At 60.6% G+C, this 16,178-nt stretch carries 17 protein-coding genes; 8 read left to right on the top strand and 9 right to left on the bottom strand.

Annotated elements, in window-relative coordinates:
- Nucleotides 1-31 precede the first annotated feature (31 nt).
- Both ACSQ16_RS18915 and ACSQ16_RS18910 read left to right on the top strand, forming a co-directional pair.
- A complete protein-coding gene (locus ACSQ16_RS18915; protein ID WP_243261872.1) occupies nt 32-958 on the top strand; it encodes a PRC-barrel domain-containing protein in 927 nt (308 codons plus the stop codon).
- A gap of 172 nt (nt 959-1,130) precedes the next feature.
- Entirely contained in the window at nt 1,131-1,472 is a 342-nt protein-coding gene (locus ACSQ16_RS18910) for a DUF2853 family protein (protein ID WP_093927624.1), read from the top strand.
- Between the two features lie 260 nt (nt 1,473-1,732).
- On the opposite strand, the gene ACSQ16_RS18905 is transcribed toward ACSQ16_RS18910, so the two are convergent.
- Genes ACSQ16_RS18905 through tsaD form a run of 4 tightly spaced genes read right to left on the bottom strand, consistent with a single transcriptional unit; the run spans nt 1,733 to nt 4,479 of the window.
- Complete coding sequence (locus tag ACSQ16_RS18905; RefSeq protein WP_243261873.1) at nt 1,733-2,152, bottom strand: EVE domain-containing protein; 420 nt, start codon at nt 2,150-2,152, stop codon at nt 1,733-1,735.
- Complete coding sequence (locus ACSQ16_RS18900; RefSeq protein ID WP_243261874.1) at nt 2,152-2,424, bottom strand: YciI family protein; 273 nt, start codon at nt 2,422-2,424, stop codon at nt 2,152-2,154. Before ACSQ16_RS18900 ends, ACSQ16_RS18905 begins: the two co-directional genes overlap by 1 nt.
- 1 nt (nt 2,425) lies before the next feature.
- Complete coding sequence (locus ACSQ16_RS18895; RefSeq protein WP_243261875.1) at nt 2,426-3,379, bottom strand: NAD(P)H-dependent glycerol-3-phosphate dehydrogenase; 954 nt, start codon at nt 3,377-3,379, stop codon at nt 2,426-2,428.
- Complete coding sequence (gene tsaD, locus ACSQ16_RS18890; protein WP_243261876.1) at nt 3,376-4,479, bottom strand: tRNA (adenosine(37)-N6)-threonylcarbamoyltransferase complex transferase subunit TsaD; 1,104 nt, start codon at nt 4,477-4,479, stop codon at nt 3,376-3,378. The genes ACSQ16_RS18895 and tsaD overlap by 4 nt, the downstream gene beginning before the upstream one ends.
- Nucleotides 4,480-4,555: 76 nt before the next feature.
- On the opposite strand from tsaD, the gene ACSQ16_RS18885 reads away from it, so the two are divergent.
- The 3 genes from ACSQ16_RS18885 (at nt 4,556) to ACSQ16_RS18875 (ending at nt 8,389) form a co-directional block, all read left to right on the top strand.
- Nucleotides 4,556-5,254, top strand: a complete 699-nt coding sequence (locus ACSQ16_RS18885; RefSeq protein WP_243261877.1) for a uroporphyrinogen-III synthase — start codon at nt 4,556-4,558, stop codon at nt 5,252-5,254.
- A 71-nt stretch (nt 5,255-5,325) separates the two neighbouring features.
- Nucleotides 5,326-6,873: a hypothetical protein gene (locus ACSQ16_RS18880; protein WP_317405542.1), complete on the top strand. Its 1,548-nt coding sequence runs from the start codon at nt 5,326-5,328 to the stop codon at nt 6,871-6,873.
- A 10-nt stretch (nt 6,874-6,883) separates the two neighbouring features.
- On the top strand, nt 6,884-8,389 hold the full coding sequence (locus tag ACSQ16_RS18875) for a heme biosynthesis protein HemY (protein ID WP_243261881.1): 1,506 nt from the start codon (nt 6,884-6,886) through the stop codon (nt 8,387-8,389).
- Here the strand turns inward: ACSQ16_RS18875 and ACSQ16_RS18870 are convergent.
- The 5 genes from ACSQ16_RS18870 to ACSQ16_RS18850 all read right to left on the bottom strand — a co-directional run bounded on the left by ACSQ16_RS18870 (nt 8,379) and on the right by ACSQ16_RS18850 (nt 13,348).
- A complete protein-coding gene (locus ACSQ16_RS18870; protein ID WP_132443985.1) occupies nt 8,379-8,828 on the bottom strand; it encodes a GNAT family N-acetyltransferase in 450 nt (149 codons plus the stop codon). The genes ACSQ16_RS18875 and ACSQ16_RS18870 overlap by 11 nt on opposite strands.
- A gap of 43 nt (nt 8,829-8,871) precedes the next feature.
- Nucleotides 8,872-9,717 (bottom strand): carboxylating nicotinate-nucleotide diphosphorylase, encoded by an 846-nt coding sequence (nadC, locus tag ACSQ16_RS18865; protein ID WP_243261883.1) that lies wholly within the window; start codon nt 9,715-9,717, stop codon nt 8,872-8,874.
- Nucleotides 9,714-11,276 carry an L-aspartate oxidase gene (locus ACSQ16_RS18860; protein WP_243261884.1) on the bottom strand — a complete coding sequence of 521 codons (1,563 nt, stop codon included), beginning with the start codon at nt 11,274-11,276 and terminating at the stop codon, nt 9,714-9,716. The genes nadC and ACSQ16_RS18860 overlap by 4 nt, the downstream gene beginning before the upstream one ends.
- 11 nt (nt 11,277-11,287) lie before the next feature.
- Nucleotides 11,288-12,340: a quinolinate synthase NadA gene (nadA, locus tag ACSQ16_RS18855; RefSeq protein ID WP_243261886.1), complete on the bottom strand. Its 1,053-nt coding sequence runs from the start codon at nt 12,338-12,340 to the stop codon at nt 11,288-11,290.
- A 135-nt stretch (nt 12,341-12,475) separates the two neighbouring features.
- On the bottom strand, nt 12,476-13,348 hold the full coding sequence (locus ACSQ16_RS18850) for a MurR/RpiR family transcriptional regulator (protein ID WP_243261887.1): 873 nt from the start codon (nt 13,346-13,348) through the stop codon (nt 12,476-12,478).
- 120 nt (nt 13,349-13,468) lie between these two features.
- Between ACSQ16_RS18850 and ACSQ16_RS18845 the strand changes: the two genes are divergently transcribed.
- Genes ACSQ16_RS18845 through ACSQ16_RS18835 form a run of 3 tightly spaced genes read left to right on the top strand, consistent with a single transcriptional unit; the run spans nt 13,469 to nt 16,136 of the window.
- Complete coding sequence (locus ACSQ16_RS18845) at nt 13,469-14,248, top strand: N-formylglutamate amidohydrolase (RefSeq protein WP_243261888.1); 780 nt, start codon at nt 13,469-13,471, stop codon at nt 14,246-14,248.
- Complete coding sequence (locus tag ACSQ16_RS18840) at nt 14,245-14,811, top strand: TRAP transporter small permease subunit (protein ID WP_243261889.1); 567 nt, start codon at nt 14,245-14,247, stop codon at nt 14,809-14,811. Before ACSQ16_RS18845 ends, ACSQ16_RS18840 begins: the two co-directional genes overlap by 4 nt.
- Nucleotides 14,811-16,136, top strand: a complete 1,326-nt coding sequence (locus ACSQ16_RS18835; RefSeq protein ID WP_243261890.1) for a TRAP transporter large permease — start codon at nt 14,811-14,813, stop codon at nt 16,134-16,136. The genes ACSQ16_RS18840 and ACSQ16_RS18835 overlap by 1 nt, the downstream gene beginning before the upstream one ends.
- Nucleotides 16,137-16,178 lie beyond the last annotated feature (42 nt).

Raw genomic sequence — 16,178 nt, 5'->3', positions numbered from 1 at the left:
CTTCCCCAGACCATTACAAAGGAGTTCGAAAATGAAACGTACATTCCTGAAATCGACCGTCGCCGCCCTTGCTCTGACAGCGGGCACCGCTTTCGCTCAGACTGCCGACACCACTGCTGGTGCAGCAGCAAATGCCGAAGCGACCGTCTCTGGTGAAACCGTGTCCAACACCGCCGACGATCTTGGCACATCGGTTGAAAAAGAAGCCGAGCAAACTGCCGAAATGTCGCGCGAAGATTCAGATGATTACGAAGGGACAAACGACCCGGAGGCAACTGATGAAGTGCTGACCGCGCCGACCGAAAGCGCAGAAATCGACGGTGATACTGAAGTCGATAATGACGCTGAACTGACCGCCGAGACCGAAGAGGTGGCGCCAACCACAGACGCCGAAGCGGGTCTGGCCGGGAATGCTGATTCAGAGTCGAATTCGACGCTGAGTACAGACACAAGCGGCACAGCGACGACTGAAACCGATACCGATGTCGCTGCTGAGGAAAACGCCGAAGTCGATAGCGAAATGACCGCTGAAATCGAAGGCGAGAATGAAACTGATCTGAATGAAACTGATCTGACTGAAGATGTCGCTTCCGACACCGAAGCTGACATGGAAACAGACGTCACACGGACCGACACCGGCATGAGCAACGCCTTTTCCGGCATGGTCGTAGGTGACTTGGTTGGCCTGACCGTTGTCGAAGCTGACGGTGATACCATAGGTGACATTGATTACGTGATCCAAACCGACACAGGCTATGCCGCAGTCGTTGGCGTGGGTGGTTTCCTTGGCCTTGGCGAACACACCGTCGCCGTACCGCTTGAAGAAATCTCTATGGCGGCTGAGAATGACCTGAAGCTGAGCACTTGGACCAAAGCCGAGTTGGAAGCGCAGCCAGAGGTTGATGAAAGCCAGATTGAAGGGCTTGAAGACGACGTCAGCCTTGACGACGCATCCTAAGATACGGACAGATATTTAGCGTAGAGGCGTCCCTTTGGGGCGCCTCTTTTTTATGCTCAGCATGGGGCTACAAACGGCGGCGAAATAAATCTTTTGCAAAACAGCGATATGACTTTAGGCTCCCGTTTCAGGAACCCCTGCGGGGCCGAAGTTTACTATTGGGAGAGATGTTATGGGCAAGCGTGATGAATGGATCGCGAAATACGCCGAAGACCTGAAGAACAAATGCGGCATGGATCCAGACATGGACCTATTGACCAAGGTGACAATCGGCTGCGGTCCGTCGATCTATAACGCCGACGCGCAGACGGTGTCTTCGAGCGACACGGCGGAATTGAACACCGTGAAGGACAATTTTCTTATCAAGAAACTCGGCCTGCCGGATGATGAACATCTGATGGGCGGTATTCAAAAAGCGATAGAAACCTATGGCCGTTCCGAGCGGAACAAGTACCGCGCCGTGGTTTATTATATGCTGGTCAAACACTTTGGCAAAGAGTCGGTTTACGGCTGAGCAAGCCCTTAGGATAGCTTAACAAATCCTTTCTTGAAGCGCGCGCTTGGTTAAGCGTGCGTTTCGTTTTTGAACGGGCTTTGACATAGTCGAAAGTTGCGCAAAACAGTCGTTTCGGCTATTTCTCTAGTATCGGCTAGGTAGGGCAGACCGACGTTTAAAGAACATGTGTGGTGGTTACGGGAGCACATGGGGTGAGAAGGGTTCTGGCGGGGTGCCGGAACCCTTTTTCGTTTCACAATGGTCAAAACCTGCTGGGCCTAGGGTGCTGTTTTTCCCAAGGTGCAGATCAACTCCCATTCCGCGTCCGTTACTGGCTGCACCGATAGGCGGGAGTTTTTCACCAGCACCATATCCTCAAGTCGCGGATCCGCTTTGATCGTATCCAACGTGACCGGAACGGCGAAAGACCGTACCGCCATAATGTCCACGCATTCCCAACGCGGATCATCTGTGCTGCTGTCGGGGTGCGCCTCGGCGCAAACTTCGACCATGCCAACGATCTCACGGTCTTTCTGCGAGTGGTAGAAGAACCCCAGATCGCCAAGCTTCATTTCGCGCATGAAGTTGCGCGCTTGGTAGTTGCGCACGCCGTCCCATTCCTCACCCGCGTCGCCTTTGGCTTTCTGGTCGGCCCAGCTCCATGTTGCGGGTTCGGATTTGAACAACCAATAAGCCATCAGCCGATCACCCGGTTCCAGTGGGTGAGGGTAACGCTTTGGAACAATCCGGCCTTGGCATAGGGGTCATTCGCGGCCCAATCTTCGGCTGCGGCCATGTCAGGCACATCCAGAATGATTAGCGAGCCGATCATGCTGCCTTCGCCGTTCAAGAGCGGGCCAGCCTGGGCCACAGCATCGCTGGATTTGAGGTAAGCAAGGTGATCGGGCCGGTTTTCCTGACGGATCGGCAGGCCATCGGCTTTGTCATGGGCGATTAGGGCAATAAACATATCATTCTTCCTTTAGGGGGCGTGTCAGCAGAGATTTCATAGCGCCAGCCACATCTAGCTGGTTGTCGAGCAATCCGGCAACCGCACGCGTAATCGGCATGTCGAGCGCGGCCTCGCGGGCCAGCGCATCCACAGCCCGTGCGGTGGCGGCGCCTTCGACCGTGGTCGACGGGTCAAAGGGCGTGCCTTGGCCCAGCGATTGCCCCAGCCGGTAGTTGCGCGATTGCTCCGATGTGCAGGTCAGCGTCAGATCGCCAAAACCCGAAAGCCCGGCCAGCGTTGTCGGTTCGGCCTTCAGATGCGTGGCGAGGCGCTGCATTTCGGCATATCCGCGCGTCATCAGGGCCGCTCGTGCGCTTTCGCCCAGACCCGCCCCAATCGCGGCACCGCTTGCGATCGCGACCACATTCTTCAGCGCCCCCCCTAATTCCGCACCGATGGTGTCCGTGGTGCGGTATAGCCGCAGGTTCGCTGTGGTCAGTTCCGCTTGAAGGTATTTTCCAGCCTCTGCATCTGCGCAGGCTAAGGTCAGCGCCGTGGGCAACCCCCGCGCGATATCGGCGGCAAAGCTTGGCCCCGTGAGGATCGCAGCCTTCGCATCGGGGATCGTCTGCGCAATCACGCTCACTGGTCCGACGCCGCTGCTGAGTTCGATGCCCTTGCAGCAGGCAACCAGATGTTTCCCGTGAAGCAGGGTAGCGTGTTCTTCCAGTACGCTGCGCAGTTTTTGCATCGGGACGGCAAGCAGCAGTATGTCCGCTCGACACCCGAGGGTGAGGCTATTGGTCACCGAGAGGCGATCGGGAAATGGGCAGTTCGGCAGACGTTTGCTATTCTCGCGTCGGTCAGCCATGTCGCCTGGTTCGCGGGCCCAGAGTGTCACCGGACCTTTGCCCGCCAGCGATATCGCCAGCGCTGTGCCAAAGGCCCCTGCGCCCAGAACCGATACGCTCACGCTTTGGCTCCCTTCTTGCCGCTGCCCAACATCGACGGCCGCGCAGTGTCTAATGGCCAACGCGGCCGGGCCGAAAGCGTCAGATCATCGGGGGCGCGCAGTACCGCTTGCTCTCCGGCTGCGAAAGCGATCATCGCGGCGTTATCAGTGCAAAGCGCCAGCGGCGGAGCGACAAAACGTGCCTCTTGCTCGGCAGCAACAGTCTCTAACGCTGCACGAATTGACTGATTAGCAGCGACACCCCCCGCGACGCACAGACCCCGCGCGCCCTCTGCCGGATACTCTGCAAAGGCGCGGCGCGTCTTATGGGCCAACACCTCAACCACAGCGGCTTGGAACCCTGCCGCTAAATCCGCCTGATCCTGCCGCGTTAGCCCGCCATGGGCGGCCACACATTTGTCACGGGCGCGCAGCACGGCGGTTTTCAGACCCGAAAAGGACATGTCGCACCCTTGACGATCCAACAGCGGACGCGGCAGGGCGAAGCGTTTGGCGTCGCCCTCCTGCGCGCATTTCTCGATCGAAGGTCCACCGAGCTGCGGCAGGCCCAATAGCCGCGCGACCTTGTCAAATGCCTCGCCCGGCGCATCATCAATTGTGCCGCCGAGGCGATCGAAACTCTCAGGCCCGCGGACCAGCAGGAACTGGCAATGACCGCCCGAAACCAGTAGCATCAAATAGGGATAGGGCACATCATCGGTCAGTCGCGGCGTCAGCGCGTGGCCGGCCAGATGGTTGACCCCGTAAAGCGGCTTGCCCGTCGCCGCTGACAGTCCCTTGGCGCACATCACGCCCGAAACCACGCCTCCGATCAACCCCGGCCCCGCAGTAACAGCGATGGCGTCGATCTGCGGCAGGGTGATCCCGGCCCCGGCCAGTGCATCCTCTACACAGTGATCTAATTTCTCTGCATGGGCGCGGGCGGCGATTTCAGGGACGACACCGCCAAAATCGGCGTGCAATTCGGTCTGGCCCGCAACAACCGACGCCAGAACCGTGCCGCGTCCGTCTTCTTCCATACGCACTACGGCTGCTGCCGTATCGTCGCAGCTGCTTTCCAAACCAAGGATCAGGCGTGTCTGGGATTGGCGATAGGGCATGGGGGGCTTTCCGTTGCAAGGCACCTGCACCGCAGGTAACACCGCTCTCACGCGCAAACAATGCCGGAGCCTTGCGATGCCACAGCCAAGATTGCTTCTGACACGCCCGCAACTCGGTGCTGCGCAGTTTCTGGAACGGCTTTCTCCTGCGCTGCGCATGGGGGCTGTTATCTCTCCGCTGGTTGAAATTGCGCCGACCGCTGTGCTGGTCGACCTTACGCCGTTCGCCGGGGTGATCTTCACTTCCGCAAATGGGGTGGCCCATGCGCCAGCGGGCGGTGGAATGCCTGCCTATTGTGTCGGGCCGCAAACCACGGCGGCGGCAGCTAATTCAGGTTGGCAGGCACAAATGGCGGGGTTGGACGCCGAAGCAATGATAGCGAACCTGTCGGGGCGCACCGATATTGGGCCGCTTTTGCATCTTGCTGGTCGTCATCGGCGCGGCGATATCGCTGGAATTTTAAGCGCTTCGGGTCTGACCACACAGGTTGTGATTGTCTATGAACAAAACCTGATGCCGCTCTCACCAGAGGCTCAGGCGCTGTTAGAAGGCTCTACACCGGTCATTGTGCCGCTCTTTTCTCCCCGCAGCGCGCACCATTTCGCCCAACAGGCCGCCTGCACCACGGGAGTCATGGCCGTGTCAATTAGCTCTGCCGCTGCAGAGGCGCTTGAAGCTCTGCCGCTCTATGCGCATGATGTCGCCGCAGAACCCACTGGCGAAGCCATGGCGGAAGCCGTTGAAAAACTCTTTCGCCGCACCACCTTGCCTTGAGGGGCATAGGTATGCCGGGTAAGCTCGCCTTTGCGAGTGAATGACAGGTTCAGAATTGAAAGGCGGACGGCGTGGCGAAACCCAAGAAAACGGTCAGCAAAAGCGAAGCGGACAAGACCACGGCCGATCAGACGCCATCGTTGGCGGATAAGGCGACACCAGAGGTTAAGGCCGATGCGCCAAAGACCAATGAGAGTGACGCCAAGACGCCGAGTGATGTGACGAATGACGCCTCAAAGTCCGACGCGGCGAAGCCCGAAGTTGGAAAGACCGACAGCAGCGCGGCCAAGCCAACCACAGGCAGCGATAGCGCGAAACCCGCGGCAGCAAGTGTGACGTCGAAGTCTGATGATAAGGCCACGGCCACCAAAGCCGCACCTATCGCGTCGACTAAGGATGACAAAGCGGCTTCGGACCCATTGCCCGCTAAAGATACAAAGCCAGAGCCGACCCTGCCCAAGGGGGATGCGAAACCTGCATCCGACGCCCCGCCTTCAAATGACAAATCTGCCACGGGCTCTTCGCCTTCGCGTGCTTCGACAGCAGCGACAAAGTCGAGCGAGCCCGCCACGAAATCGACCGCAAGCAAACCCAATAAAACAAGTACCAGCGCCAGCACGCCCAAACCAACTCCAACGCCAGAGCCAGCCCCTAAAGAACATAAGCGCAGCGTGTTCTTCCCGATGCTGCTGGGTGGGGTCATTGCCGCTGGATTGGGCTTTGCCGCTTCGGAATACGACGTTCTGGGCACCCGTGCGCAAAGCGCGGCGGAACTGCAAAGCGCGATGGAGGCGCAACAGGCCCGAATCGCGGATTTGGAGGCCCGCGCCGATGAGCCCGTTACCTTCCCCGAAAGCCTCCCTAAGGTTGATGCCCTTGGCGAGGAGTTGACCGCCGCGCGGGAGACGCTTTCGGCCCTCCAGACCCAATTGGCCGAGATCGACAGCCGCCTTACCACCGTTGAAAAACAGCCCGTGAGCGGCGGTGAAAACGAAGTTGCTGTTGCGGCCTTTGAGCGTGAAATGGAAGCCCTGCGTGCTTCGGTTGCCGAACAACGAGGTGAGATTGAAGCCATGTTGGATAACGCCCAAAGCGCCGAAGAGGCTACTGCCGCCGCGGCGGAGGCAGCCCGCGCTCAAACTGCCGTAACCCAGATGAACGCCGCGATCAGCGCAGGACGACCCTATGAGGCCGCGCTGGCCGAATTGCAGGCCGCCGGGGTCGAAGATATCCCCGAACCGCTCGCGGACACTGCCGCTGGTGGTGTCGTGACCCTTGCCAACCTTCAGGCGCGTTATCCTGATGCGGCGCGGCAAGCGCTGGCAACCGCCCGCGCCGAAGTGCCGGACGAAGGTGAAGGGGGCGGCTTTGGCAGTTTCCTGAAACGCCAACTTGGGGCGCGTTCGGTCGCGCCGCGCGAAGGGACAGACCCAGATGCCGTCCTGTCTCGGGCCGAGGCGGCTGTACGCGATGGGCGTCTGACAGATGCGCTGGCCGAGATCGAAACGCTGCCCGCCCCGGCGCAGGATACGATGGCGGAATGGCTTGCCGATGCGCGCGCACGGCAGGCAACCGAAGCCGCCGCTGATGAACTCTCCCAACGCCTGACGGCCAACTGAGGAACGAAAAATGCTCTGGTCTCTTATTAAAATCGTTCTTTTCGTCGTGCTTGTCGCCGCTTTGGCCTGGGGTGCGGGCTTCTTGCTGGAAAGCGAGGGCGGCATACAGTTGACCGTGGCAGGCACGGAATACACCCTTGGGCCACTTCAATCGGTGATCGCCGTTCTGCTTTTGATGTTCGCGGTCTGGGTGCTGCTTAAGATCGTCGCGTTGCTGTCGGCCACATGGCATTTCCTGAACGGAGATGAGACGGCGCTGTCGCGCTACTTTGACCGCAACCGTGAGCGGAAGGGCTATGAGGCGCTGTCTGACGGGCTGATGGCGCTGGCCAGCGGTGAAGGACAGCTTGCTATGGCCAAGGCCGCTAAGGCGGACCGCTATCTTAAACGCCCGGCGCTGACCAATCTGCTGACAGCGCAGGCCGCAGAGCTTGCAGGCGACCGCCGCAAAGCCGAGCGGACCTATCGCAAGCTGGTCGAAGACGAAAAGACTCGTTTTGTCGGCGTGCGTGGCATCATGAAACAAAAGCTGGCTGACGGGGATACTGAGACAGCGTTGAAACTGGCTGAGAAGGCATTCGCGCTGAAGCCCAAGCATGAGGAAACCGGCGATACGCTGCTGAAGTTGCAGGCCGAAAAGCATGACTGGACCGGTGCGCGCGGCACCTTGCAGGCCAAGTACAAAAACGGCCACCTGCCGCGCGATGTGCACAAACGCCGCGATGCGGTGCTGGCGCTGTCGGAAGCCCGGGAAGTCATCGCCGAGGGCAACAGCATTGAGGCGCGCGAAGCCGCGATCGAAGCCAACCGCTTGTCGCCCGATCTGGTGCCCGCCGCCGTGATGGCCGCGCGCAGCTACATCGCGCAGGACAAGCCGCGCTATGCCTCGAAAGTGCTGCAAAAAGCGTGGAGCGTGCATCCGCACCCCGATCTCGCCGCCGCCTTTGCCGAGGTTCAGCCGGATGAGACCCCGCAGCAGCGCATCAAACGGTTCCGCGCGCTGACCAAATCACAGCCCGACCATCCCGAAACCAAGATGCTGCTGGCCGAATTGCACATCGCCAACGAAGATTTCCCCGAAGCGCGCCGTGCGCTTGGCAATCTGGTTGAGACAGATCCATCGGCGCGTTCCGTCACGCTGATGGCCGCAATTGAGCGGGGCGAAGGCGCGTCTGATACGGTTGTGAAAGGCTGGCTGACACGCGCGTTGAATGTCTCGCGCGGGCCGCAGTGGATTTGTGAGAACTGTCACCACATTCACGCCGAATGGAAGCCGATCTGCGAAAACTGCAAAAGCTTTGACACATTGGAATGGAAGACCCCGCCGCTCTCCGAAGTCGCCATGCCAAGCGGTGTGCAGATGCTGCCGCTGATCGTCGGCACGCCTGAAACAATGCCAACAGAGGGTGCGCTAACAACCCGGACTGACGATATCGAGGAGGCAGAGCTGGTGACGGACATAGACGAGCCGACCAATCCCGACGCCCCGAAAAAGGCGCCGGACCCTACAGCTTGATGTCGTAGGTGACCCAGTTGGTCCGGGTGGCCAGCTTGTCATAAACCCCACGGCCGCGGTAGTTATCCTCGGCCGTGATCCAGCGCACGAGGCTCCAGCCGCGTTTCTGGGCGATCTTTTTCACCTCCCCGATCAGCGCGTCTGCAGCGCCGCTGCCGCGTGCTTCCGGGGCCACGAATAGATCGTCGAGGAAACAGCCCGTCGCCGCCGCCAAGGGGCGCGCAAAGTGGCGGAAATGGGTCAGGCCGATCACCCGTCCTTCGGCATCTTCGCAGACCAGCCCTTCGACTTCGGTCAGCGGATCATGCAGCCAAGACCAGACCCGCGCGCGCATCTCTGGCGTCTGCTCGACTTTGTAAAATTCGGCATAGCCTTGATAGAGCCGCTCCCAATCGGCGCGGTCATGGTCTTTCACGGTTCGGATTGTAAGGTCGGACATGGCGGGCTCCCTTGGCTGCTGCGCGATCTTTGCCCCAGTTGGTTCAGAAATCCAGCCCAAGGTCCAGCGTTGTCGCAGAATGTGTGAGCGCACCCATGGAGATATAGTTCACCCCAGTCGCCGCGACCTCGGCAATGCGCGGCAAGGTCATGTTACCCGATGCTTCAAGCACGATGCGGCCCTTGGCCATTTCCACCGCTTCACGAAGCGTCGCCGTGTCCATATTGTCTAGCAGCACAACATCTGCGCCGCCTTCGTCCAAGACCTCTTCAAGCTGCGCCAGCGTGTCGACTTCGATCTCGACGCGGATCATATGCGAGGCGTTGCTTTTCACAGCTTGCAAGACAGGTCGAATGCCACCGGATGCGGCAATGTGATTGTCTTTGATCAGGATCGCATCCGAGAGGGAAAAGCGGTGGTTGAACCCGCCGCCATGCAGCACCGCCTGTTTCTCGACCATCCGCAGCCCCGGCGTGGTCTTGCGGGTGCAGGTGATCCGGGTCTCGGTGCCCGTGGTCTCGGCCACGCAGGCCGCCGTCAGGGTGGCGATGCCCGACAGCCGTCCAGCAAAGTTCAACGCCACACGTTCTGCTGACAGGATCGCGGCGGCAGAGCCTTCGATCTCCATCAGCGTGTCGCCTTTGGAAATCGTGCTTCCGTCTTCTTTCAGCGTGCGCACCTCAAGCGTTGGATCGACCAGATGAAAGGCCAGCCGTGCGATCTGCATACCGGAAACGACCCCCTCGGCACGGGCGCGCAGCCGTGCGGTATAGGTCGTGCCCTCGGGGATCACGCTGCGCGTGGTGACATCGCCATAGGTGCCGAGGTCTTCCATCAGCGCGGCGCGGACCAGCGGCTCAAGGATCAGGTCGGGCAGGGCGGTGGTCATGCGGGAAGTTCCTCAGGGTTGGAGCGGAATGCGGTGGCCTCGGCCAGTGTCAGAAAACTGCGCGCGGCTTCGGGGAGCGTGTCGGGATAATCAGTGCGGCAATGCGCGCCGCGGCTTTCGCGGCGGGCGAGGGCGGCGGCGGCGATCAGCGTCGCGGTGGCGGTCATGTTTTGGAGCTGGGCGCAGTCGGGTTGTGCGGCTTCGATCTGTGCAATCGTGGCAAGGGCACGTTGCAGCCCTTCCGCATCGCGCAGAACGCCGACATGGGCGGTCATGGTTTGGCGCAACTGGGCGACGAGGGTCTCATCGGGCGTTTCGCCTGCGGGCAGGTCCGGCAGGGCCACCGTGCCGCTGTCGCCGGTGCTGCATTCCTCAACCATGTCCTGCGCCGCGCGGCGGGCAAAAACCAGCGCTTCGAGCAGCCCGTTCGATGCCAGCCGGTTCGCGCCGTGCAGCCCGGTCGAAGACGCCTCTCCACAGACCCAAAGCCCGGCGAGGCTGGAACGCCCATGCGCATCCGTGGCCACGCCGCCCATGTGGTAATGCGCTGCGGCGGCCACAGGGATCGGTTGGATCACAGGGTCGATGCCGTTGCGCGCACAGGCGGCGGCGACGGCGGGATACTCGGCCAGTACCGCAGGGCCCAAGGCCGCGCGGGTGTCGAGCATGGGGCGCTGGCCCGCTTGGGTCTGGGCAAAGATCGCGCGGGCCACGATGTCACGCGGGGCGAGTTCGGCAAGCGGGTGGACCTCGGTCATGAACCGGGCCCCCTCGCGGTTGATCAAATGCGCCCCGGCACCGCGCAATGCTTCGGTGGCAAGCGGAGCGGGGTCTTCGCCGCAGTCGATGGCGGTGGGGTGGAACTGCACGAATTCCGCATCGGCAATGAGCGCGCCCGCGCGGGCAGCCATGCCGATAACCTGCCCCCGGATCCGGGCTGGGTTGGTCGTCAGCGCATAAAGCCCGCCCGAGCCGCCGCCCGCCAGCAAAACGCCTGTGCCGCGCAGCAGGGCGGGTGCGGAGCCCTCGGGCCGGGCCAGTTCAATCTCAACGCCGGTGACCTTGGTACCGTCGCTGTCCAACCCGCGCGCCAGCACGCCTTCAAGTACTTGGATCGACGGGGTGTTGCGCACCCGCTCGATCAAGGCGCGCATGATCTCTGCCCCGGCCTGATCACCCTGTACCCGCACCACACGCGCGAAACTATGCGCCGCTTCGCGGGACATGACATAGCCCCCATCGGGGCTGCGGTCGAAAGCGGTGCCATAATCTGTCAGGGCGAGGATATGCGCGCGCGCCTCTTCCGTCACAGTCGCCGCGACGCGCGCCTCGACCGTGCCAGCACCGGCAGCGATTGTGTCTAGCGCATGCGCCTCGGGGCTGTCGGCTTGCGCCATCGCAGCAGCGACACCCCCCTGCGCCCAAGCGGAACTGGCCCCCGAGCCAAGCGGATCAGGCGAGATCAGCAAAACGGGGCGCGGCGCAAGGCAAAGCGCGGCATAAAGCGCGCCGAGGCCCGCACCAACGATGATGATCCTGCCGGTTGTGATTTCTTGCACCGGCGCGGCCCTCAGAGGCCGAGTTCGCGGGAGAGGTCGATCATCCGCTGCACCGCCACGCGCGCCTTAGCGGCCACTTCCGCCTCAACCTCAACCGCGCCGGACATGGTGTGGAGCGACCACAGCACTTTCTCCAGCGTGATTTTCTTCATGTAGGGGCACATGTTGCAGGGGCCGACGAAATCGACCTCGGGCAGTTCGTCAGCGATGTTCGAGGCCATGGAGCATTCGGTGACCAGCATTGCCTTGGCCGGTTTTTCGCGCTGCACATACTCAAGGATACCGCTGGTAGAGCCGGAGAAGTCTGCCTCCGCGACCACATCGGGCGGGCATTCGGGGTGCGCGATGATGCGGGTGTCGGGGTTCCACTCGCGGTAATCTGCAATATCTTTCGCAGTATAGCGTTCGTGCACAATGCAGGCGCCGTCCCACCAGACGATGCGCTTTTGCGGCACCAGTTTGGCGATGTTCTGGGCAAGGTATTTGTCCGGCGTCATGATGACGGTATCACTCTCCATCGCGGCGACGATCTGCGCGGCATTGGAAGACGTGCAGCAGATGTCGGACGCGGCCTTCACTTCGGCTGTGGTGTTCACATAAGTCACCACCGGCGCGCCGGGATACTGCACGCGCATCTGGGCCACACCCTCGGCGGTGATGCTTTCGGCCAGCGAACAGCCTGCTTCCATGTCGGGGATCAGCACGGTTTTTGACGGGTTCAGGATTTTCGAGGTCTCGGCCATGAAATGCACGCCGCATTGCACGATCACATCGGCCTCGACCTCGGTCGCCTTGATCGCCAGTTGCAGGCTGTCGCCCACGAAATCGGCAATGCCATGGTAGATGTCGGGCGTCATGTAGTTATGCGCGAGGATGACCGCGTTACGCTCTTTTTTCAGCTTGTTGATCGCGGCGACATAGGGCGCGTGGATGGCCCAATCGGGGGGGGAAACGACACGGTCCATCTTGGCGTAGATATCGGCCATTTCAGCCGCCAGCGCAGGCGATGGCGCGAGGTCATAATGGCGCTCAAGCTCGCTGGGCGAAAAGATTTCATCACGCATGGTCGGTCCCCCTCCGGCCTTGGCGCGTGTCACGGCACCGCGCTGGACACCACACCCGGCGTGCTGGCCATAGACGACTGGCGGGGTTTGGGCAAGCCAATACCCTTTGTGACAAGGCGTTTCTTGCTAGGGGCGTTAGGTGAATTTGCGGAACAAACGGGTCTGATCGAACATCTCTTCCAGCCGTTCGGCGCGGTCTTTGGTGTCGGCCCAGTTGATATCCTGCATGGCCGAGATCACGCTCTCCACCAGCAAAAGCGTGGCCGCCGCGCTGTCCCAAGCCGAGGGCGCGACGATCCTGCTGGAGAAGCAGATATCGGCAAGGCTATGCACCGGAGAGCGCCACTGGTCGGTAAAGAGGATGATCTTGGCCCCCCGCGCATGAGCCATCTCCGCCAGTTTCAGGGTGTTGTTCTCATAGCGGCGCACGTCGAAGATGACGAAAACATCGCCTTCGCCAACGTCCAACAGGTAATGTGGCCAAGCGTTGGAGGTGGATTGAATATGCGTGACCCGGGGCCGGATGATCTGGGCGTGCAGGAACAGATATTCCGCCATCGTGTGCGTGATGCGCCCGCCCACGATATAAAGCGGGTGCGCGGTGTCGGCGATCAGCGCACAGGCGCGGTCAAAGGTCTCGGGCTCAATCTGGCCGAGGGTATGACGGATATTGTCGATCACCGCGTCGGTGAAACGGTTCAACACATGGCCCGAGGGCGCACCTTCGGTCCATGTGTCATGTTTGGCGATGGGGTTCTTGGCCTTGGCCTTGAGCTCTTCGCGCAGCTCATTCTGAAACTCGGGGTAGCCCTTGAACCCCAGCTTTTGCACCATTCGCGCCACGGTGGGGGTCGAGACATTGGCATCCTTGGCCAGCGCCGTCAGCGGGCCGAGGCCAGAGGCGGGGTAATTCTCCAGAATCGAATGGGCGAGTTGGCGTTCCGCACGGGTCAGCCGATCCAACTCTTGCTGGATACGGTCGGAAATGGTCAGCGTCGGTTCAGCCATAGATGCCCCTCTTTTGACGAGTAATAGCACAAGCTGAGCAGCGTTGTAATAAATTCGACATTATTCTGTTGACAGACGCCCCCCGCCCGAATGAGGTTTGATGTAACTGAGGGGGACAGGGTGTCAGAGCGGACAGAGCTTTCAAATGAAGCCGTTGAAGTGATTAACGCCGGGGCCAAATCGCCGCTGGTGCTGGTCTGCGAACATGCGGCGCGTGAGATACCGGCCTGCTATGATGGTCTTGGTTTGGATGCCGCAGCCCGCGAAAGCCATGTGGCATGGGATCCCGGTGCTCTGGCCGTGGCGCGGGCGATGGCCTCGGATTTGGACGCGGTATTGGTGGCCGGGCGCGTTTCGCGCCTTGTCTATGATTGCAATCGTCCGCCCGAAGCCCCCGGCGCAATGCCCGCGCAGAGCGAGATTTTTGCGATCCCCGGCAATGCGTCACTTGATGAGGCGGGCCGGACCGAGCGGGTGACACGTTACTACGAGCCTTTCCGCGCGACCCTTGCCGCGACGATCAAGCGGGTCAATGCGCCTGCGATTGTTACCGTGCATAGTTTCACGCCGATCTACCACGGCAAACCGCGCAGCGTTGAGATCGGCATTCTTCACGACAGTGACACACGGCTGGCCGATGCGATGCTTGCGGCGGCGTCCGAATTCACGGGTCTCAATGTCGTACGCAACGCGCCCTACGGCCCCCAAGACGGAGTGACCCATACGCTGAAAGAACATGGGCTAGCCCATGGTCATCCGCATGTCATGCTTGAGATCCGTAATGACCTTATTTCGACCGAAGCTGAGCAACAGCAGATGGCCGAGATGATCAGCAACTGGCTGCGCGCCGCGCTTGAGAGGCCCGAAATGAGTGACGCGATGAAGGACGCCAAACCATGAAATTCATGCGGGGCTATATCCGGAGCATTGATGCGATGAACCGGCGGATCGGGCGGGTCATGATGTATGGCATCTTTGTCCTGATGGGGGTGCTTTTGTGGTCGACGGTCAGCAAGGCGTTCTTCGTGCCGTCCCTCTGGACGCTGGAAATGGCGCAGTTCGTGATGGTGGGCTATTACATCTTGGGCGGGCCCTATTCGATCCAGCTTGGCTCGAATGTGCGGATGGACCTGCTCTATGGCGATTGGTCGCTGCGCCGGAAAGCGTGGTTTGATCTATTCACGGTGCTTTTCCTGATCTTCTATCTCTGTGTGCTGCTCTATGGCGCGGTGAGTTCTACCGCCTATTCGCTGGGCTATTGGGGGACCGAGCCGTTCAGCTTCTTCGGCGGTCTGGTTACTGGCGCGGAAGAGATCGGCCATATGGAGCAATCCAGCTCCGCATGGCGGCCCTACCTTTGGCCCATCAAGGTCGTAATGATTGTCGGCTTCGTGCTGATGCTGCTGCAATGTCTGTCCGAGCTCGCGAAAGACGTGCTGCGGCTTAAGGGTGAGGCCATCTGATGTCCTATGAAATGATCGCGACATTGATGTTCTCGTCGATGATGCTGATGTTGCTGACCGGCCAGCGCGTCTTCGGGGCGATTGGCTTTATCGCCGTGGTCTCGGCGCTGCTGCTCTGGGGGGACAAGGGTGGCTATGACATCGGTTTTGCCGCCGCGATGAAGCTGATGAAATGGTATCCGCTGCTGACCCTGCCGATGTTCATCTTCATGGGCTATGTGCTAAGCGAGAGCCGCATTGCCGATGACCTCTATAAGATGTTCCACGTCTGGATGGGCGGCGTACGCGGCGGGCTGGCGATTGGGACGATCGGGTTGATGGTGCTGATCTCGGCGATGAACGGGCTGAGCGTGGCGGGCATGGCGATCGGCTCGACCATTGCGCTGCCGGAACTGCTGAAACGCGGCTATGACAAAAGGATGGTGACCGGGGTGATCCAGGCCGGGTCGAGCCTCGGCATCCTTGTGCCGCCGTCAGTGGTGCTGGTGCTTTATGCGATGATCGCGCGGCAGCCGGTGGGGCAGTTATGGCTGGCGGGTGTGGTGCCGGGGCTGATGATGGCGTCGATGTTCATCGCCTATATTGTGATCCGCTGCTGGATGAATCCGACCCTCGGTCCGGTGCTTTCGCCCGAGGACCGCGATATTCCCCGCGCCGAGAAACTGCGCCTGCTGCGTGCGGGCATCCTGCCGCTGGTGATCTTTGCGGTGATGATGGTGCCGTTTGTTAACGGTTGGACCAGCTTGGTGGAAAGCTCTGCCATTGGGGCGGGCGCGGCTTTTCTTGCCGCCGTTCTCAAAGGCCGAATGACCCGCGAGGTTTTCGAAAACTCCGTCCGCAACACGTTGGGCATCACCTGCATGTTCATGTGGATCATCCTCGCGGCCCTCGCCTTTGGTGCGGTCTTTGACGGGCTGGGCGCGGTAAAGGCGATTGAGAGCTTATTCACCGAGAAGATGAACCTCAGCCCCTGGATGATCCTGATCATGATGCAGCTTAGCTTCATCATCATGGGCACCTTCCTTGATGATACGGCGATGCTGGTGATCGTGGCGCCGCTCTATGTGCCCTTGGTCGGTGCGCTGGGCTTTGATCTGATTTGGTATGGTATCCTTTACACGATCACCACGCAGATCGCCTATATGACGCCGCCGTTTGGTTATAACCTGTTCCTGATGCGCGCCATGGCTCCGCCGGAAATCACATTGCGCGACATCTATGCTTCGATCACGCCCTTCGTTCTGGTGATGGTTTTGGCATTAATACTCGTCATGGTCTTCCCGCAGATCGCGACATGGCTGCCCGATTACATCTACGACAAATAACAACGAGAGCCGCGCGAAGACGGCCTGACATTTCAACAAAGG

It is taken from the genome of Sulfitobacter sp. SH24 (genome assembly GCF_965641895.1).
Taxonomy (GTDB): Bacteria; Pseudomonadota; Alphaproteobacteria; order Rhodobacterales; family Rhodobacteraceae; genus Sulfitobacter; species Sulfitobacter dubius.
The sequence above is the reverse complement of the archived record's forward strand: the minus strand, read 5'-3'. Positions and strand labels throughout refer to the sequence as shown.